Here is a 15907-nt window from a genome sequence, read left to right as displayed (position 1 = left end):
GGTGTGTCAACAAGTGCCACAGCTTCATGCGGCAGCAGCGATTTCGGCTGCGACCGGCCGCGCCGCCCGCTCCCCGATCGACGCCACTACCGAACCATCCTCGGAAGTCGTGACGCTTCCGCGGCGCTCCAGCTTGCCCCAGCCAACCTTCGGACCGGTCAGCGCCGCCGTTACGGCGCGCAGGACGACCGCATAGAGCAACTGTCGATAGCCGAAGCGTTGCGCCAGCATGCGAAGCACGGGCAGTCGTTCGCCCCGTCCTTCCAGACGATAGGCGACCCAGCCGCAGGCGAGATCGATGCCAGTGAATGCAGCCCAGTGCAGCGCGACCCAACCAGCATCGCCCCCCGCCGCATCCCAACCGCGATCGGCGATCCGCCATGCGGTCGTGACGATGCTGGCGAGCAAGGCCAGGTCGATCAACGGCGCGGCAAGCGAGAACAGCAGCTGGAACACCAGCGCCTGCGGCAGGCCCAGCATCGCCAGCCCGCGCGGACGCCCCCGCCCGATGATCGCACGATGCTTCCACAGGCACTGCAACGTGCCATAGGCCCAGCGATAGCGCTGGCGGAACAGCGCCCGCGCCGTTTCCGGCGCCTCGGTCCATGCGATCGCTTCCAAGTCGCAGGCGACTCGCCAGCCGGCACGCTGGATGGCGATGGTCAGGTCCTGATCCTCGGCCAGCGTATCGTCGGGATAGCCGCCGACCGCGTCGAGCGCCGCGCGTCGCCACGCCCCGACCGCACCCGGCACGACCGTCACCGCGCCCAGCGCATGCAGCGCGCGCCGTTCCAGATTCTGGGCGGTGATATATTCGAGCGCCTGCCAGCGGGTGATGACGTTCACGCGGTTGCCGACCTTCGCATTGCCCGCGACGGCGCCGATCGCCGGATCGGCGAACCAGCGCAGCAGGCGGGCGATGGTATCGGGTTCGAACTGGGTATCGGCGTCGAGGGCGACGACCACGTCGCCCCTCGCCATCTGCAACCCGGCGTTGAGCGCGCGCGCCTTCCCGCCATTTTCCAGCGTCAACAGCCGCACGCGCGGGTCGATGCCGAACGCCGCCTCCACGATGTCGGACGTGCCGTCGGACGACCCGTCGTCGATCACGATCACGTCGATCCGTACGCCGACGCTGCCGAGGATACGACGCACCGACGCCTCGATCACGCGCGCCTCGTTGAATGCCGGGATTAGGACCGAGACCGAGGTCGGGATCAGATGTGGCGCGGCAGGCGGCGGACCGTCCCGGCGTGACGCGCGCAACGCCAGCCCGGCCAGCGCCACCGACCGCGCGATGCCGATCGCGATCACCAGCAGGAACGCCGTCATCACCAGGTCGCGGGTCAGGCTGACCCCGCCAAACAGGCCGCGCGCGCTCGCCGCCTCGCTCGCCTGCGCCCCCTTCAGCACCGGCATCACCTGATCGCGCGACAGTCCTGCCAGCAGCGACACGCCGACCAGTTCATAGCCCCGCGCGCGCAGGCCGCGAATGATGCCGGGCAACGCCGCCAGCGTGCCGCTGCGGTCGCCGCCGGAATCGTGCAGCAGCACGATGCGGGTCGGGCGATCGGCCGTGCCGGCCTCGACCTGCTCGATCGTTCGCGCGATGATCTGTTCGGGCGACGGCGTCTGCCAGTCATGCGGATCGACGTTCAAGCCGACGGTCAGATAGCCGAGTTCCGCCCCGACCCGCGTCGCGTGCAGTTCGTCGCGGCGATCGGGATCGGCGTCGCCGAGGAACGGCGGACGGAACAGCCGCATCGCCCGGCCGGTATAGGCCTCGACCAGCCGTTCGGTCGCGGTCAGTTCCAGCCGGATCGCCTCCGGCGTGCGGTGCGACAGGTTCGCGTGCGACGTGCTGTGGTTGCCCAGTTCGCTCCCCTCGTCGACGATCCGGCGCAGGATCGGCCCCTGCCCCAGCGCATTGGCGCCGGTGACGAAGAAGGTGGCGGGGGCGCCCTCGCGCTTCAGCACGTCGAGGATTTTCGGGGTCCACACCGGGTCGGGGCCGTCGTCGAAGGTCAGCGCGACCATGCGCCGCTGCGCGCCGGTCCGCTGCACGATATCGGGTCCGGGCAGACGATCGACCCGCGCCGCGCGGACCATGCCGCTGGCGTCGTGGCGCAGCGAGCGTTGGCCGGCGGTCGCCCCGGCATCCAGTCGCAAGACTTCCCCCTGCCCGATCAGCGTCACCCCGGCGGGCTTCGGCAAGCTTTCGGCCCCGGCGGCGGAGCCGGTCCGCGCGACGGTCCAGAAATGCGGGTCCTCGCTGCCCATCCGCCACAGCGCCACCGCCTGCGCACCCGCCGACGATGCGGCGCGAAGCTGGTTGGCGGCGGTGACGGCATCGAGCAACCAGACCCGATGGTCGCGGCCCTTCTGGCGATAGGCGAAATGCCAGTTGCCGCTCGCCCGATCGAATTGCGGGACGGTGCCGGCCTGTCGCGCGAGGTTCCACGCATCGCCGACGCTGAGGGGAACGGTCGTGCGGCCGGTCCAGTCATAGCCATAGTTGCCGAGCGCGACGATCGCGCCGGGGCCGGCGCTGCGCAATGCGTCGGCCACGACCTGCGCGAACCATGGCTGCGACGCGATCGGTCCCGCCTCGCCCCCCATCCAATGTTCGTCATAGGCCATCAGCACCTGCCGATCGACGACCCTGGCATAGCGGGCGAGGTCCCATTCGGCGTCGGCGACCGGCGCGGCGATCATCACCTGCCAATGGCGCCGGGCGAAGCGCGTGCGCAGTTCGGACAGGAACCGCCGGTAATCGGCGTGGGCGGTCGCGGGCAGGCTTTCGAGGTCGAGCATGACGCCGGTGCCCCGCTCCGCTGCGACCATCGCCTCAATCTGTGCCGCGAACCGGCGACGCGCGGGGGCATCGGCCAGCAACGCAGCGGTGCCGGGGCCGTCCCAGCTGCCGTCCTCGCGGGCGTTCTGCACCATCGGAATGAGCGCGGGTGGCCGCTTGGCCCGTGCCAGCACGCGGTGGAGATAGTCGTCGCTTTCATAGGCAAAGCGATGATCACGCCCCGAAACCGATGCGAGGCCGGGCGCCAGCCAGTCGACCTCGTCCACATGGGCGAGCAGCGACTGGCGCGACGCCGCGTCCCACGGCATGTAGAAGCCGAGCACCGGCAGATGCCGTGCCGGGGCCGTCGCCTGCCCCGCCGGCAACCACGGGCCGGGGGCGGTCTTCACCGGCGCGACGGCGATCGCGCGCGGACGTGCGGCATCCTCGGGCAGCGCCAGCGCCGCACGCTGCGGCATCCGCGTCAGTGCCGATACGACCAGCGCGACGATCCCCAGCAAGGCGACGACCATGATCGTCGCACCCCACCGCACCCACCGGGCACGCCGCCCGCTGGCATCGTAGAAGATGGGATGTGTCACGCCGCCCCCTGAAAACTGGTAGGCTGCGCATAGGCATCGAAACCGAAAATGCGGTTAAATACCGAAATATTGCTCGCCGTCGCGGGCTTGCCTCGCCCGCCTAGGGACGGATTGATTTACCGGGTCTGACAACGCTATCACAGCGACCATCACGACGACGCCGACATGGCGCGCGGGGAGAGGGGAAAGGGTACGATATGCGCCGCATCGCGCCACGCCATCATGGTCCGCCCCGGCTTCGTTTTGCCGGACGACTCCCTACCGCAATCGCCCCGTCCCGCCTGATCGCCCCCTCGTCCCCTTCGCGAAAGACCCTGTCGATGTCCCCATCCCTTCGAATCGCCGCCCTGCTCGGCAGCACGCTGCTCACCACCGCCCCCGCGTTGGCGCAGACGACCAACAACGCGCCGCAGGCCGCGACCCGCCCGGCCGACGGCCCGCAGGCGCGGCCATGGATGAACCGCGCACTCGACGCCGATGCCCGCACCGAACTGGTGCTGAAGGAAATGACGCTCGACGAGAAATTGCAGCTCACCTTCGGCTATTTCTCGACCAAGGCCGATTGGCAGCGCACGCCGATCAAGAATTACGAGATGCCGAAGGACGGCCTGCCCGATTCGGCGGGCTATATTCCCGGCATTCCGCGGCTCGGTATTCCGGGTCAGTGGCAGACCGATGCCGGACTAGGTGTCGCGACCCAGCGGTCGCCGACGCCGCGCCTGCGCACTTCGCTGCCATCGGGTATCGCCACTGCCGCGACGTGGAACCCGGAGGTCGCACAGGCGGGCGGCGCGATGATCGGGCGCGAGGCGTTCCTCTCGGGCTTCAACGTGCAACTGGCGGGCGGCATGAACCTGATGCGCGAACCGCGCAACGGCCGGAATTTCGAATATGGCGGCGAAGATCCGCTGCTCGCCGGCATCATCACCGGCCATGAGATCAAGGGCATCCAGTCGCAGAACGTCATCTCGACGATGAAGCATTACGCCTTCAACGGGCAGGAAACCAACCGCTTCAACATCGACCATCGCATCGACGAAGCAGCGGCACGCCAGTCGGACCTGCTCGCGTTCGAATTTGCGATCGAGGCGGGCGATCCCGGATCGGTCATGTGTTCCTACAACCGCGTCAACGGCTTCTATGCCTGTGAGAATGACTGGCTGCTAAACCGCACCTTGAAAAAGGACTGGGGCTATAAGGGCTATGTCATGTCCGATTGGGGCGCGACCCATTCGACGACGCAGGCCGCCAATGCCGGGCTGGACCAGCAATCGGGATGGGCGTTCGATCGCTCACCCTATTTCGCCGACGCGCTGCGCGAAGCGGTGAATAACGGTTATGTTCCGGAGGCGCGGGCGACCGACATGGCGCGGCGCATCCTGTGGGCGATGTTCAGGAACGGGCTGTTCGACACGCCGGTCGCGGGCGACCGGGCGACGACGATCGATTATGCCGCCCACGCCGCCGTCACCCGCGCCGATGCCGAGGAAGGCATCGTCTTGCTCAAGAACAGCGCCGGGCTGTTGCCGCTGGCGTCGACCGCGAATTCGATCCTGCTGATCGGTGCCCATGCCCATGTCGGCGTGCTGTCCGGCGGCGGGTCGAGCCAGGTCTATCCGCATGGCGGCCCGGTCAACGGGCTTGCCGTCGCCGATGAATATCCGGGCGGCTTTCCGGGGCCGAAGCTCTACCACCCCTCCTCGCCGATGAAGGCGTTGCAGGCACGCACCAAGGCGCAGGTCACCTATCTCGACGGCAAGGACGTGAAGGCCGCGGCGACCGCCGCGCGCAAGGCCGATGTCGTGATCGTGTTCGGCGAACAATGGACCGGCGAGTCGATCGACGCACCGAACCTGAACCTGCCCGACAATCAGGATGCGCTGATCGACGCGGTCGCCCGTGCCAACCGCAGGACGGTGGTCGTGCTCGAAACCGGCGGCCCGGTGCTGATGCCATGGCTCGGCCGGGTCGGCGCGGTGCTGGAGGCATGGTATCCGGGCACGTCGGGCGGTGAGGCGATCGCGCGCGTGCTGACCGGCGAGGTCAATCCGTCGGGGCATTTGCCCGCGACCTTCCCGGCATCGCTGACGCAACTGCCGCGTCCGGTGATCGAGGGCGATCCGAAGCTCGACCGTGATTCGCATCCGATGAGCAACTACAATATCGAAGGGGCGGCGGTCGGCTATAAGTGGTTCGACAAGACCGGCGCCAAGCCGTTGTTCCCGTTCGGATACGGCCTGTCCTATACCAGCTTTACGCTCGGCGGCCTGACCGCCCAACCGGCCGGCAAAAGCGTGCAGGCGCGCTTCACCATCACCAATGCGGGGAAGGTGCGTGGCAAAGGGCTGGCACAATTGTACGTCGCCGGCACCGGTTGGGAAGCGCCCAAGCGACTGGGCGGCTTCGCCAAGGTCGATCTGGCACCCGGCGAAAGCCGGACCGTCGACGTGACCGTCGATCCGCGTCTGCTGGCGACGTTCGACAGCCAGACGCGCGGCTGGAAGATCGCAGGCGGGACGTATCACCTGCTGCTGGCCAACAGCGCGACCGACATCGTCGCACGGACGAGCGTGCAACTGGCAGCGGCAACGCTCGACAATCGCGGGCGCTAACGCCGCCACCGGGGATCGCGAAGACGGCGATCCCCGGCTCGTCCGACGCAGCATCGTCATACCCGCGCAGGCAGGACCTATGCGAAAGCCCCTTTTCGTACCCCGGCGGAGGCCGGGGCCCAGTTGGGGGACGGTGGCAAGGTGCGGAAAGGCCTTCCCAACTGGACCCCGGCCTTTGCCGGGGTACGGCAGTTTTCAGGCGATCGAGTGACTTTCGCAGGGGTCTCGCGAAGGCGGGAATCCATATGCGCGGATGTTGCGCCTCAAGTCGAAACGGCAGCGGCTATGGATTTCCGCCTGCGCGCGAATGAAGAAGAAGCAAACCGCGCATTCCCCCGAACGACAAAAGGCCGCGGTAGCAGACGCCACCGCGGCCTTTCGCGAAGTGCTCGGCGCCGGGGCGCCTTCGGCTTACTTCTTGCCGAGCGTGAGACCGCCGAAACGCTTGTTGAAGCGTGCGACCTGACCACCCGAATCCAGCATCTGGCCACGGCCGCCGGTCCATGCCGGGTGCGCCAGCGGGTCGATGTCGAGCTGCATCGTGTCGCCTTCCTTGCCCCAGGTGGAGCGGGTTTCGAACACGGTGCCGTCGGTCATCTGGACCTTGATCATGTGATAGTCGGGATGCGTGTCTTTCTTCATCGGTCTTCTCCGCGAGCGGCTGGTTCCGACCAGCCTGGAAACAGGAAGGCGCGCCCGTACACGGACGCGCCCCAAATAGCAATGATCGGCGCGGATTTACGCCTTGGGCGGATCGGCGATCATCGCGGTGAACTCGCATTCGGCGGCAAGGTCGCCATCGATGCGCGCCTTGCCCGCGAATTTGCAGACGCGCGCGCGCTTCTGCACGAATTCGGCCTCCAGCGTGAGCAACACGCCCGGTTCGACCGGCTTGCGGAACTTCACGCCGTCGATCGACATGAAATAGACCAGCTTGCCCGAACCGGCGAGGCCGAGGCTTTCGACCGCGAGGATGCCGGCGGCCTGCGCCAGCGCCTCGACGATCAGCACGCCCGGCATGATCGGACGGCCGGGGAAATGTCCCTGGAAAAAGCCTTCGTTGATCGTCACCGCCTTGATCGCGGTGATCGACCGGTCGGGGATCAATTCCACGACACGGTCGACCAGCAACATGGGATAGCGATGCGGGATCGCCGCCATCACGCGCGTGATGTCGAGCGGTCCGATCGAGGTCGCCTCCCCTTCCACGATCAGCGGCCTGCCGGTGCCGGACGCGTGCCGGCGGCGGGTGCAGCGGCAGCCGGAGCGGCCTGCGCCGGCGCGGTCACGCTGACGCTCGGCAGCTGGGTGTTGAGAGCTGCAAGCACCGCATCGGTGATTTCGGTCGCCGGCGCGTTGTAGAAGCTGTTGCCCTTGTCCACCGCCAGCGTGGCGCCGCGCTGCTGCGCGATCTGGGTGATGATCGGGCCGAGGCGGGTGCCGATCTGTTCACGAACATAGGCGATGTTGCGCTGGACCTGTTGTTCCTGCTGGCCGATCTGCTGCTGCGCCTGCTGCTGACGCTGTTCGAAGGTGCGGATGCGCGTCTGGAGCGCGGCGTCGGGGTTGCCCTTGGCGGCATTGACGGCGGTCTGCAGCGACTGTGCTTCGGTCTGCAACGGCTGACCGAGCGAGGTGGCCAGCGACTGAAGCTGCTGACGCTGCGACTGAAGCTGGGTCGTTGCCGCCTTGCATGCGGTGCAGTCGCGGAAGATCCGCTCCGAATCGACGACGGCGATCTTCGCGTCGGGCAGCGCCTGCGCGAAGGCCGGTGCGGTCGGAGCGGCAAAGACGAATGCGGCGATCGCCGCCTTGGTAAGGCTACGCATCAGAATTGAGTTCCTACGTTGAAAGTGATGAGTTTCTTGTCGTCGCCCGGCTGGCTCAGCAACGCCTTGGCCAGATCGATCCGCAGCGGGCCGAACGGCGAGTTCCAGTTCACGCCGATACCGATCGACAGGCGCGGACGAGCCGAATCGCCGAGGAACTGTTCGAGGAAGGGCTGGGTCGTGTTGATGGCGACGGTGTTCGGCTCGCCGCCGACACAGGTACCGCCGATCGTCGACGAATAGCCGACCGCGCAGGTCGTCTGGCGGATCGCCGGCGAGCCCGAACCATCGGTGAACTGGTTATTATAGACCTGCAACCCGTCCGAGGTCTTGATCGGCGAGCTGAACGGCAGCAACGACGGCGACCCGTCCTTGTTGAACTGCAACGTCCCGTCGGCATTGCGCGCCTGCTCGAACGCCAGCGTCGGGCGCGGCCGGGTGACGCCGAACAGCGCACCCGCCTGCACGAAGATCGACGGCCGCAACCCCAGTTCGGCGATGCCCGAACCCAGCGGCGGTTCGAGTTCGATCTTGCCGAGATAATAGGCCTTGCCGCCCAACGGGTCGTTCAGCACCTGTTCGCGCGCGGTTACCAATGCCTGATCGCCGCTCGCGACCGATCCGGTATATTGCTGGCGCTGGATACGCGGGCCGACGCCGCGAATGTCGAAGCCGCGGAACTGGGGTTCGCCGAGGTAGAAGCGGTCGACGATGCGGACCGGATCGATCCCCTCGCCCGCGCTCTTCTGCAGCGAGTGGATATAGCCGCCCTCGATGCCGGCCGACAGGATGAAGCCGCCAACATTCCAGTATTTGTCGAAATCGCCACGGATGCGCGCGAAACGCACGTCGCCGCCCAGACCGGCGAAATCGAGCCCGGTCACCAACCGCTGCCCGCGCGACGGACGCAGACGATTGTTGAGATTGTCGAAGATCAGGTTCGCACCGACCATGCTGGTCAGCCGATTGCCGATCGAATCGCACAGATAGCGTCCGGCCTTCAACGGATCGCAGACGCCGTTGGTGAAATAGGTCGCCTCGTCCAGCCCGACATTGTCCTGGCTCAACTGATACCGGCCCGACAGCGTCCAGAATTCGGTTAGCGGCACGCTGGCGACGATCTGCCCGCCAGTCGAAATCTGCGAATAGAGCGAGTTGCGGCCGGTGCCGAGGAAGTTGAACGAGTTGAAATCGCGGCGGAAGAGCGTACCGCCCAGCGCAATGTTCTTGTCGAACAGATAGGGTTCGGTGAAGCCGAGTTCGACCGACTTCTGATAGGTCGAATAATTGACCGACGCCTGCAGATCCTGCCCCTTGCCGCGGAAATTCCGCTGGCGGATCGACGCCTGGATGATGAAGCGTTCGAGGCTGGAGAAGCCCGCCGACAGCGTCAGTTCGCCCGTCGACTTTTCCTCGACATTCGCGCCGAGCACGATGCGATCGGGAGCCGACCCTTCGGTGCGCTCGATCTCGAACTTGTCCTGGAAATAGCCGAGCGAATTGATGCGGTCCTGCGAACGCTTGATGAGGAAGGCATTGAACGCATCGCCCTCCGCCACGCGGAATTCGCGGCGGATGACGCGGTCCTGCGTCTGGGTGTTGCCGGTGATGTTGATCTTTTCGACATAGGTGCGGTTCGCTTCGTTCAGGACGAAGGTGATCGACATCGTATGTTTTTCGCGATCCGGCACATAATCCGGGCGAACGTCGGTAAAAGCGTAGCCGAACAGGCCGGCATATTCGCTCAGCTGGTCGATCGTGTCCTCGACCTGCTTGGCGTTGTACCAGTCGCCCTTCTTCATCGGCAGCGTCTTGGTCAGCGCCGCATTGTCGAAGTCGCGGATCGCGCTCTCGACCTTTACCTCGTCGAACTTATAGCGCGGACCTTCCTCCACCACATAGGTGATGATGAAGTCTTCCTTGTCCGGCGTCAGTTCGGCGACCGCCGAAATCACGCGGAAATCGGCATAGCCTTCGGTCAGGTAGAATTGGCGCAGCTTCTGCTGGTCATAGGCCAGCCGGTCCTGATCGTAGCTCGTGTTCGAGCTGAAGATGCGCCACGGCCGCGATTCCTTGGTCGCCATCTCGCCGCGCAACTGGCTGTCGCTGAACACCTCGTTGCCGAGGATGTTGATCTGGCGGACCTTGGACTTCGCCCCTTCGCTGATCTCGAAGATCACGTCGACGCGGTTCTGGTCGAGCATGACCATCTTCGGCTCGACGTTCGCGGCGAAGCGGCCCTGCCGGCGATACAGTTCGATGATGCGCGCGACGTCGGCGCGAACGGCGGTCCGGGTGAAGATCTGCCGCGGGGCGAGCTTGATCTCCTTGGTGATCTTGTCGTCCTTCAGCCGCTTGTTGCCTTCCAGCACCACGCGGTTGATGATCGGATTCTCTCTGACCACGACGACGATGTCGCCAGTCTCGACACCCGTGATTTCGACATTGGCCAGCAGATCGGAGGCGTAGAGGTCCTTGATCGCCTGATCGAGGGTCTCCGCCGTATACGGAATGCCGATCCGCAGCTTGGTATAGGACAGTACCGTATCGGGTTCGATGCGCTGCGCTCCCTCGACGCGGAGCGAGCGAATGGTGCGAACCGGCGCGACGGGGGCGGCAGGTGCCTGTGCGGCGGGCGGGCGTACCGTGGGCGCAGCGGCGGGCGCAGGCTGGGTCTGCGCCAACGCCGTGCCCGAGAGCATCGTGCCCGCGAGCAGCGCGGCACCGCGCACGCCATGAATCGAAAACTTGCTTAGCGTCACCAAACCCACCCCAACCGGAGGAACTTTTACCACAGGACGTTCGCGCCCTGCCCTAACCACGTCAGCCGATCAAGCCGGCCAGCCCCTGCCACACGCCGAACGCCCCCAGATCGTTCACCGTGACGAAGATCATCAATGCCAGCAACAGGGCCAATCCACCGCGAAACGCCCATTCCATCGTCTGCGGACGGACCGGCCCCCGCTTCACCGCCTCGATCGCGTAGAACAACAGGTGCCCGCCATCCAGCATCGGAACTGGCAACAAGTTGATGAATCCAAGATTAATCGAAACGAACGCCACGAACGTCACCAGCGCCGGCCATCCGAGCGAGAATTGCTCGCCCGATGCCTTCGCAATGCGCAGCGGGCCGCCCATTTCCTCGACCGACCGCCGGCCGGTAATGATCTGGACCAGCCCGTCGACTGTCCCGCGCAGGATGCTGCCGACCATGCGTACGCCCTCGGCCGGCGCCTGCCAGATCGGGACCGAGACGAAGACCGGGTCGCCCCGTTCGATGCCGAAGCGGCCGATCTGCGCCTCGTTGCCGAAACGGTCGCGCTGGCGCACGGCGCCGATCGTCGCTTCGGTCTGGCGCGCGGCATCGCCGCGCAGATAGTCGACGCGGACGCGCTCGTTGGGGCGCATGACGGTATAGAAGGACAGGTCGGAGAAGGTGTCGATCGACCGGCCGCCCATCGCGGTGATACGATCGCCCGCCTCCAAACCCGCGCGCGCTGCCGCGCTGCCCTCGACCACCCGCCCGATCGTCGCCGGCGTCCGGTCGACGCCATAGGCTGCGGCAAAGCCACCGAGGATCGCGACGGCAAGCAACAGGTTCACCGCCGGCCCCGCCGCGACGATGATCGCGCGCTGCCACACCGGCTTGGCCTGAAACGTCCGCGCACGCTCGGCGGCCGGGAGTTGCAGCCATTCGGCGTCGGGTTGCGACGCCGGGTTCATATCGCCGGCAAAGCGGACATAGCCGCCCAGCGGCAGCCATCCGAACTTCCACCGCGTGCCCTGCCGGTCGGTAAAGCCGGCGATTTCCTTGCCGAAGCCGACTGCGAACGCATCGACCTTCACGCCGAACCAGCGCCCTGCCGCATAATGACCCAGTTCGTGCAGGAACACGAGCGGCCCCAGCACCAGCAGGAACGCGACGACGGTAATCAGCAACCCCGGGGATTCGATCAAGCCGCGCAATCCTTCACACGCTCCCGTGCCAATGCACGCGCTTCGGCATCGATCGCCAGCACGGCGTCGAGCGTCTGCGGCCCTGCCGGGTCGAAGCGCTGCAAGACATCACCGACGATTGCGGCAATTTCGAGGAAACCGATCCGCCGGTCGAGAAACGCGGCGACCGCGACCTCGTTGGCGGCGTTCAGAATCGCCGGACGCCCGCCACCGGCCGACAATGCGGCACGGGCCAGCGCCAGCGCCGGAAAGCGTTCCATGTCGGGCGCTTCGAAATCGAGCCGGCCGATGCGTGCCAGATCAAGGCGTTCGCACGGCGTCGCCATCCGGTCGGGCCATGCCAGCGCGTGCGCGATCGGCACGCGCATATCGGGCGATCCGAGTTGGGCGAGTGTCGACCCATCGACATATTCGACCATCGAATGGATGACCGACTGGCGATGGACCAGCACGTCCAGTTGTTCGGGCGTTACCGGGAACAGATGATAGGCCTCGATCAGTTCGAGCCCCTTGTTCATCATCGTCGCCGAATCGACCGAAATCTTGGCGCCCATCGACCAATTGGGATGCGCCACCGCCTGTTCGGGGGTGATGCCCTGCATCTCCGCCAGCGAGCGTTCGCGGAACGGGCCACCGCTCGCGGTCAGGATGATGCGGCGGATGCGCTCGGGCGGGCAATCGTCGAGGCATTGGAAGACGGCGTTGTGTTCGCTGTCGACCGGCAGCAGCGTGGTGCCGCCGCGGGTCGCAGCCGCCATCATCACCTCGCCAGCCGACACCAGCGCTTCCTTGTTGGCGAGCGCGACCGCGCCACCGCGCGCGAGTGCCGCCATCACCGGCTTCAACCCTGCGGTGCCGACGATCGCCGCCATGGTCCAGTCGACGGCACGCGCCGCGGCATCGATCACCGCCTGCTCGCCGCCCGCCGCTTCGATGCCGCTGTCGCCGAGCGCGTCGCGCAGTGCGGGCAGGCAGGCTTCGTCGCCGACCACCGCCAGCTTCGCGCCGACCCGCCGCGCCGCCGCCGCCAGCCTGGCAACGTCGCGATGCGCGGTCAGCGCTTCGACCTCGAAATCGCCCGGCGCGCGCTCGATCAGGTCGAGCGTCGACGTGCCGACCGATCCGGTCGCACCCAATATGCTTACGCGCTTCATGCCAGATACAGTCCTGCCAACAGCATCAGTGCCGCCGCCGGCGCGACCGGCACCAGCCCGTCGAGCCGGTCCATCACGCCGCCATGACCGGGCAGCACATTGCCCGAATCCTTGACCCCGGCGGCACGCTTCAACTGGCTTTCATAAAGGTCGCCCGCCTGTGCCAGCACCGCCAGCAACGGTGTCGCCAGCACGAGGTGCAGCGGCAGGCCGGCATATTGCAACGCGCCGCCCAGCACCGAGGCGGCAATGACCCCGCCGATCAGACCCGCCCAAGTCTTGTTCGGGCTGATCGTCGGCGCGAGCTTCGGTCCGCCGATCGTCCGTCCGGCGAAATAGGCGCCGATGTCGCATGCCCAGACCAGCGCCATCGCCCAGAAGGCGAGCAGCAATCCGTCCGGCCGATCGCGCAGGAACACGACCGCCAGTGCCGGAAAACCGCAATAGACAATCCCTCGGGCAAGCTTGGGCAGGCCGGTCGTGATGATGATGAAGAACGCCGCCCCGATGATGAGCCCGAACGCGAGGAACCCCGCTCCCGCCGCCAGCGGCGACAGGATCGCCAGCGGCACGGTCAAAGCCAGTTGCGCCAGACGCTTATGCTCGCGCGACACTTTGTGCAGATCGGCCCATTCGGCCATCATGAACAAGGTCCCGAGCGCGACCAGCAGCCAGAAGGCGAAGCCGCCGAGCCACAATGCCGTCGCGGCGACGGCGATCATGCCGACGCTGGCGAACGTGCGGGTGGCGAGGTCGGACTTGCGGCGCGCTACGGGGTCGGTAACGGGTTCGGGCGTCACAAGCCCCCGAACCGGCGCTGCCGCCGGCCATAGGCAGCGATGGCCTCCGCCAGCGCCGCGCCGTCGAAATCCGGCCACAGCGTGTCGACGAACAGCAGTTCGGCATAGGCCGCCTGCCACAACAGGAAATTCGACAGCCGCTGTTCGCCCGACGTCCGGATCATCAGGTCGAGCGGCGGCAGGTCGTGGGTATCGAGTTCACGGTCGATCGCCGCTTCGTCGATCGCCGATACCGGCATCCCGGCCGCGACCCGCTCCGCCAGACGACGGGCCGCCGCGACCAGTTCGGCCTGCGCGCCATAGTTGAGCGCGATGGCGAGAATCGGACCATTATTGGTCGCGGTCCGCGCGACCGCATTGTCGATCAGCTTGACCAGATCGGGCTGCAATGCCTGGTAATTGCCGAGGATTCGCAGCCGCACGCCTTCGCGGTGCAGTTCGTCGATCTCGCTCTTCAGGAAATGGCGCAGCAACCCCATCAGGTCGCCGATCTCCTGTTCGGGACGACGCCAATTCTCCGAGGAAAAGGCGTAGAGGGTCAGCGCCTCGACACCCTGTTCGCGTGCCGCCCGCGCGATGCGCCGCACCGCTTCCACACCCTGCCGATGGCCGGCGATCCGCGGCAGGCGCCGGGCCTTCGCCCAGCGGCCATTGCCGTCCATGATGATCGCGACATGGCGCGGGATCGGCGCGGAATGGGGCAGCCCCGGCGCCGCGCGATCGTCCGCCGGAACCGAAGCGCGAGCGGCGAACGACGTCACTTGCCGAGAATTTCCTTTTCCTTGGCGTTGGCCGCAGCATCGAGTTCGGCAATAGTCGCGTCGGTCAGCTTCTGCACCTCGGTTTCGTGGCGCTTGCGCTCGTCTTCCGAATAAACGCCCTTCTTCTCGTCGGTCTTCAGGCTTTCCATGCCGTCGCGCCGGACGTTGCGCACCGCGATGCGTGCCGACTCCGCATATTTGCCGGCGAGCTTCGCCAGTTCCTTACGGCGTTCCTCGGTCAGGTCGGGGATCGGCAGGCGCAGCGTCTGGCCATCGACGATCGGATTAAGACCGAGGCCCGCCGAACGGATCGCCTTGTCGGCCGGGCCGACATTCGACTTGTCCCACACCTGTACCGACAACATGCGCGGCTCCGGGGCCGAAACGGTCGCGACCTGGTTCAGCGGCATGTGCGCGCCATAGACTTCGACCATGACCGGATCGAGCAGCGATACCGCCGCGCGTCCGGTGCGAAGGCCGCCCAGATCACCCTTCAGCGATTCGACTGCGCCGGCCATGCGGCGTTCCAGATCGGCCTTGTTATATGCGGCCATAACCGACTTCCTTCTAATTCAAGCGTTGTTCTGGACGATCGTCGACACACCCTCGCCCGCCAGCACGGCGGCGAGATTGCCTTCGTCACGAATGTTGAAGACGACGATCGGGATATTGTTGTCGCGGCACAGCGCAACTGCCGATGCGTCCATGACCTTCAGGTCGTCGGCCAGCACGCGGCCGAAGCCGAGCGTGTCGTAACGCTTGGCAGTCGGCACCTTCTTGGGATCGGCATCATAGACGCCGTCGACGCTCGTGCCCTTGAACAGCGCCTCGCAGCCCATTTCGGCGGCACGCAACGCAGCGGTGGTATCGGTGGTGAAGAACGGGCTGCCGGTGCCGGCGGCGAAGATCACGACGCGACCCTTTTCCATGTGCCGCACCGCGCGGCGGCGGATATAGGGTTCGCACACCGATGCCATCGGGATCGCCGACTGCACGCGGGTCTCGACGCCCATCTGTTCGAGCGCGTTCTGCATCGCCAGCGCGTTCATGACGGTGGCCAGCATGCCCATATAGTCGGCGCTGGCACGTTCGAAGCCCTTGGCAGCGCCCGCCACGCCGCGGAAGATATTGCCGCCGCCGACGACGATGCAGACCTCATGCCCCACTTCCCGCGCGGCCTTGATCTCGCGCGCGACGCGTTCGCACATCGCCGGATCGATGCCGAACTGTCCCGATCCCATCAGGACCTCGCCCGAGAGTTTCAGGAGGACACGGTTGAAGCGAGGACGGATCATGACACCTGCGAAAATGGTCTATCGGGAGCGGGGCGGACCCTAGACGCGCCCGACCGCAAAGCCAAGCAACGTTATGCCCATACCAAAACGGGCCGCGTGGGCA

Annotated in this window: 12 protein-coding genes; 1 reads left to right on the top strand and 11 read right to left on the bottom strand. The window is 66.4% G+C overall.

From position 1 onward, the window contains the following. Positions 1-24: 24 nt before the first annotated feature. Positions 25-3396, bottom strand: a complete 3372-nt coding sequence (locus tag MF607_RS09215) for a trifunctional glycoside hydrolase family 18/polysaccharide deacetylase/glycosyltransferase family 2 protein (RefSeq protein ID WP_242117759.1) — start codon at positions 3394-3396, stop codon at positions 25-27. Positions 3397-3716: 320 nt separating this feature from the next. Between MF607_RS09215 and MF607_RS09210 the strand changes: the two genes are divergently transcribed. After that, on the top strand, positions 3717-6008 hold the full coding sequence (locus tag MF607_RS09210) for a beta-glucosidase family protein (RefSeq protein ID WP_242117756.1): 2292 nt from the start codon (positions 3717-3719) through the stop codon (positions 6006-6008). A gap of 411 nt (positions 6009-6419) precedes the next feature. Here MF607_RS09210 and rpmE read toward each other — a convergent pair whose 3' ends face one another. The 10 genes from rpmE to pyrH form a co-directional block, all read right to left on the bottom strand. Next, positions 6420-6650, bottom strand: a complete 231-nt coding sequence (rpmE, locus tag MF607_RS09205; RefSeq protein ID WP_066689861.1) for a 50S ribosomal protein L31 — start codon at positions 6648-6650, stop codon at positions 6420-6422. Between the two features lie 96 nt (positions 6651-6746). After that, positions 6747-7169 carry a 3-hydroxyacyl-ACP dehydratase FabZ gene (gene fabZ / locus MF607_RS09200; protein ID WP_242117915.1) on the bottom strand — a complete coding sequence of 141 codons (423 nt, stop codon included), beginning with the start codon at positions 7167-7169 and terminating at the stop codon, positions 6747-6749. A gap of 50 nt (positions 7170-7219) precedes the next feature. After that, the gene (locus tag MF607_RS09195; protein ID WP_242117754.1) at positions 7220-7837 is read right to left on the bottom strand and encodes an OmpH/Skp family outer membrane protein; all 618 of its coding nucleotides are present in this window, start codon (positions 7835-7837) and stop codon (positions 7220-7222) included. Next, complete coding sequence (bamA, locus tag MF607_RS09190; RefSeq protein ID WP_242117752.1) at positions 7837-10599, bottom strand: outer membrane protein assembly factor BamA; 2763 nt, start codon at positions 10597-10599, stop codon at positions 7837-7839. Before bamA ends, MF607_RS09195 begins: the two co-directional genes overlap by 1 nt. Positions 10600-10660: 61 nt before the next feature. Beyond that, positions 10661-11794, bottom strand: coding sequence for a M50 family metallopeptidase (locus MF607_RS09185; protein ID WP_242117750.1), 1134 nt, complete (start codon positions 11792-11794; stop codon positions 10661-10663). Then, positions 11791-12948 carry a 1-deoxy-D-xylulose-5-phosphate reductoisomerase gene (locus MF607_RS09180; protein WP_242117748.1) on the bottom strand — a complete coding sequence of 386 codons (1158 nt, stop codon included), beginning with the start codon at positions 12946-12948 and terminating at the stop codon, positions 11791-11793. Before MF607_RS09180 ends, MF607_RS09185 begins: the two co-directional genes overlap by 4 nt. Further along, complete coding sequence (locus MF607_RS09175) at positions 12945-13748, bottom strand: phosphatidate cytidylyltransferase (protein WP_347340873.1); 804 nt, start codon at positions 13746-13748, stop codon at positions 12945-12947. Before MF607_RS09175 ends, MF607_RS09180 begins: the two co-directional genes overlap by 4 nt. Further along, positions 13745-14509, bottom strand: a complete 765-nt coding sequence (locus tag MF607_RS09170; protein WP_431311917.1) for an isoprenyl transferase — start codon at positions 14507-14509, stop codon at positions 13745-13747. The genes MF607_RS09175 and MF607_RS09170 overlap by 4 nt, the downstream gene beginning before the upstream one ends. After that, the gene (frr, locus tag MF607_RS09165) at positions 14506-15063 is read right to left on the bottom strand and encodes a ribosome recycling factor (RefSeq protein WP_242117746.1); all 558 of its coding nucleotides are present in this window, start codon (positions 15061-15063) and stop codon (positions 14506-14508) included. Before frr ends, MF607_RS09170 begins: the two co-directional genes overlap by 4 nt. A gap of 18 nt (positions 15064-15081) precedes the next feature. Continuing rightward, positions 15082-15804 (bottom strand): UMP kinase, encoded by a 723-nt coding sequence (pyrH, locus tag MF607_RS09160; protein ID WP_242117744.1) that lies wholly within the window; start codon positions 15802-15804, stop codon positions 15082-15084. Positions 15805-15907 lie beyond the last annotated feature (103 nt).

Source organism: Sphingomonas lacusdianchii (assembly GCF_022664395.1).
Lineage (GTDB): Bacteria > Pseudomonadota > Alphaproteobacteria > Sphingomonadales > Sphingomonadaceae > Sphingomonas > Sphingomonas lacusdianchii.
Note: the sequence above shows the minus strand (reverse complement) of the source record. Positions and strands in the feature narration are given on the sequence as shown.

What these genes read in the sequence shown, in the direction of transcription:
- MF607_RS09210 (WP_242117756.1), top strand. Translation starts at nt 3,717, where the DNA reads ATGTCCCCATCCCTTCGAATCGCCGCCCTGCTCGGCAGCACGCTGCTC.
- rpmE (WP_066689861.1), bottom strand. Translation starts at nt 6,650, where the DNA reads ATGAAGAAAGACACGCATCCCGACTATCACATGATCAAGGTCCAGATG.
- fabZ (WP_242117915.1), bottom strand. Translation starts at nt 7,169, where the DNA reads ATGGCGGCGATCCCGCATCGCTATCCCATGTTGCTGGTCGACCGTGTC.
- MF607_RS09195 (WP_242117754.1), bottom strand. Translation starts at nt 7,837, where the DNA reads ATGCGTAGCCTTACCAAGGCGGCGATCGCCGCATTCGTCTTTGCCGCT.
- MF607_RS09180 (WP_242117748.1), bottom strand. Translation starts at nt 12,948, where the DNA reads ATGAAGCGCGTAAGCATATTGGGTGCGACCGGATCGGTCGGCACGTCG.
- frr (WP_242117746.1), bottom strand. Translation starts at nt 15,063, where the DNA reads ATGGCCGCATATAACAAGGCCGATCTGGAACGCCGCATGGCCGGCGCA.
- pyrH (WP_242117744.1), bottom strand. Translation starts at nt 15,804, where the DNA reads ATGATCCGTCCTCGCTTCAACCGTGTCCTCCTGAAACTCTCGGGCGAG.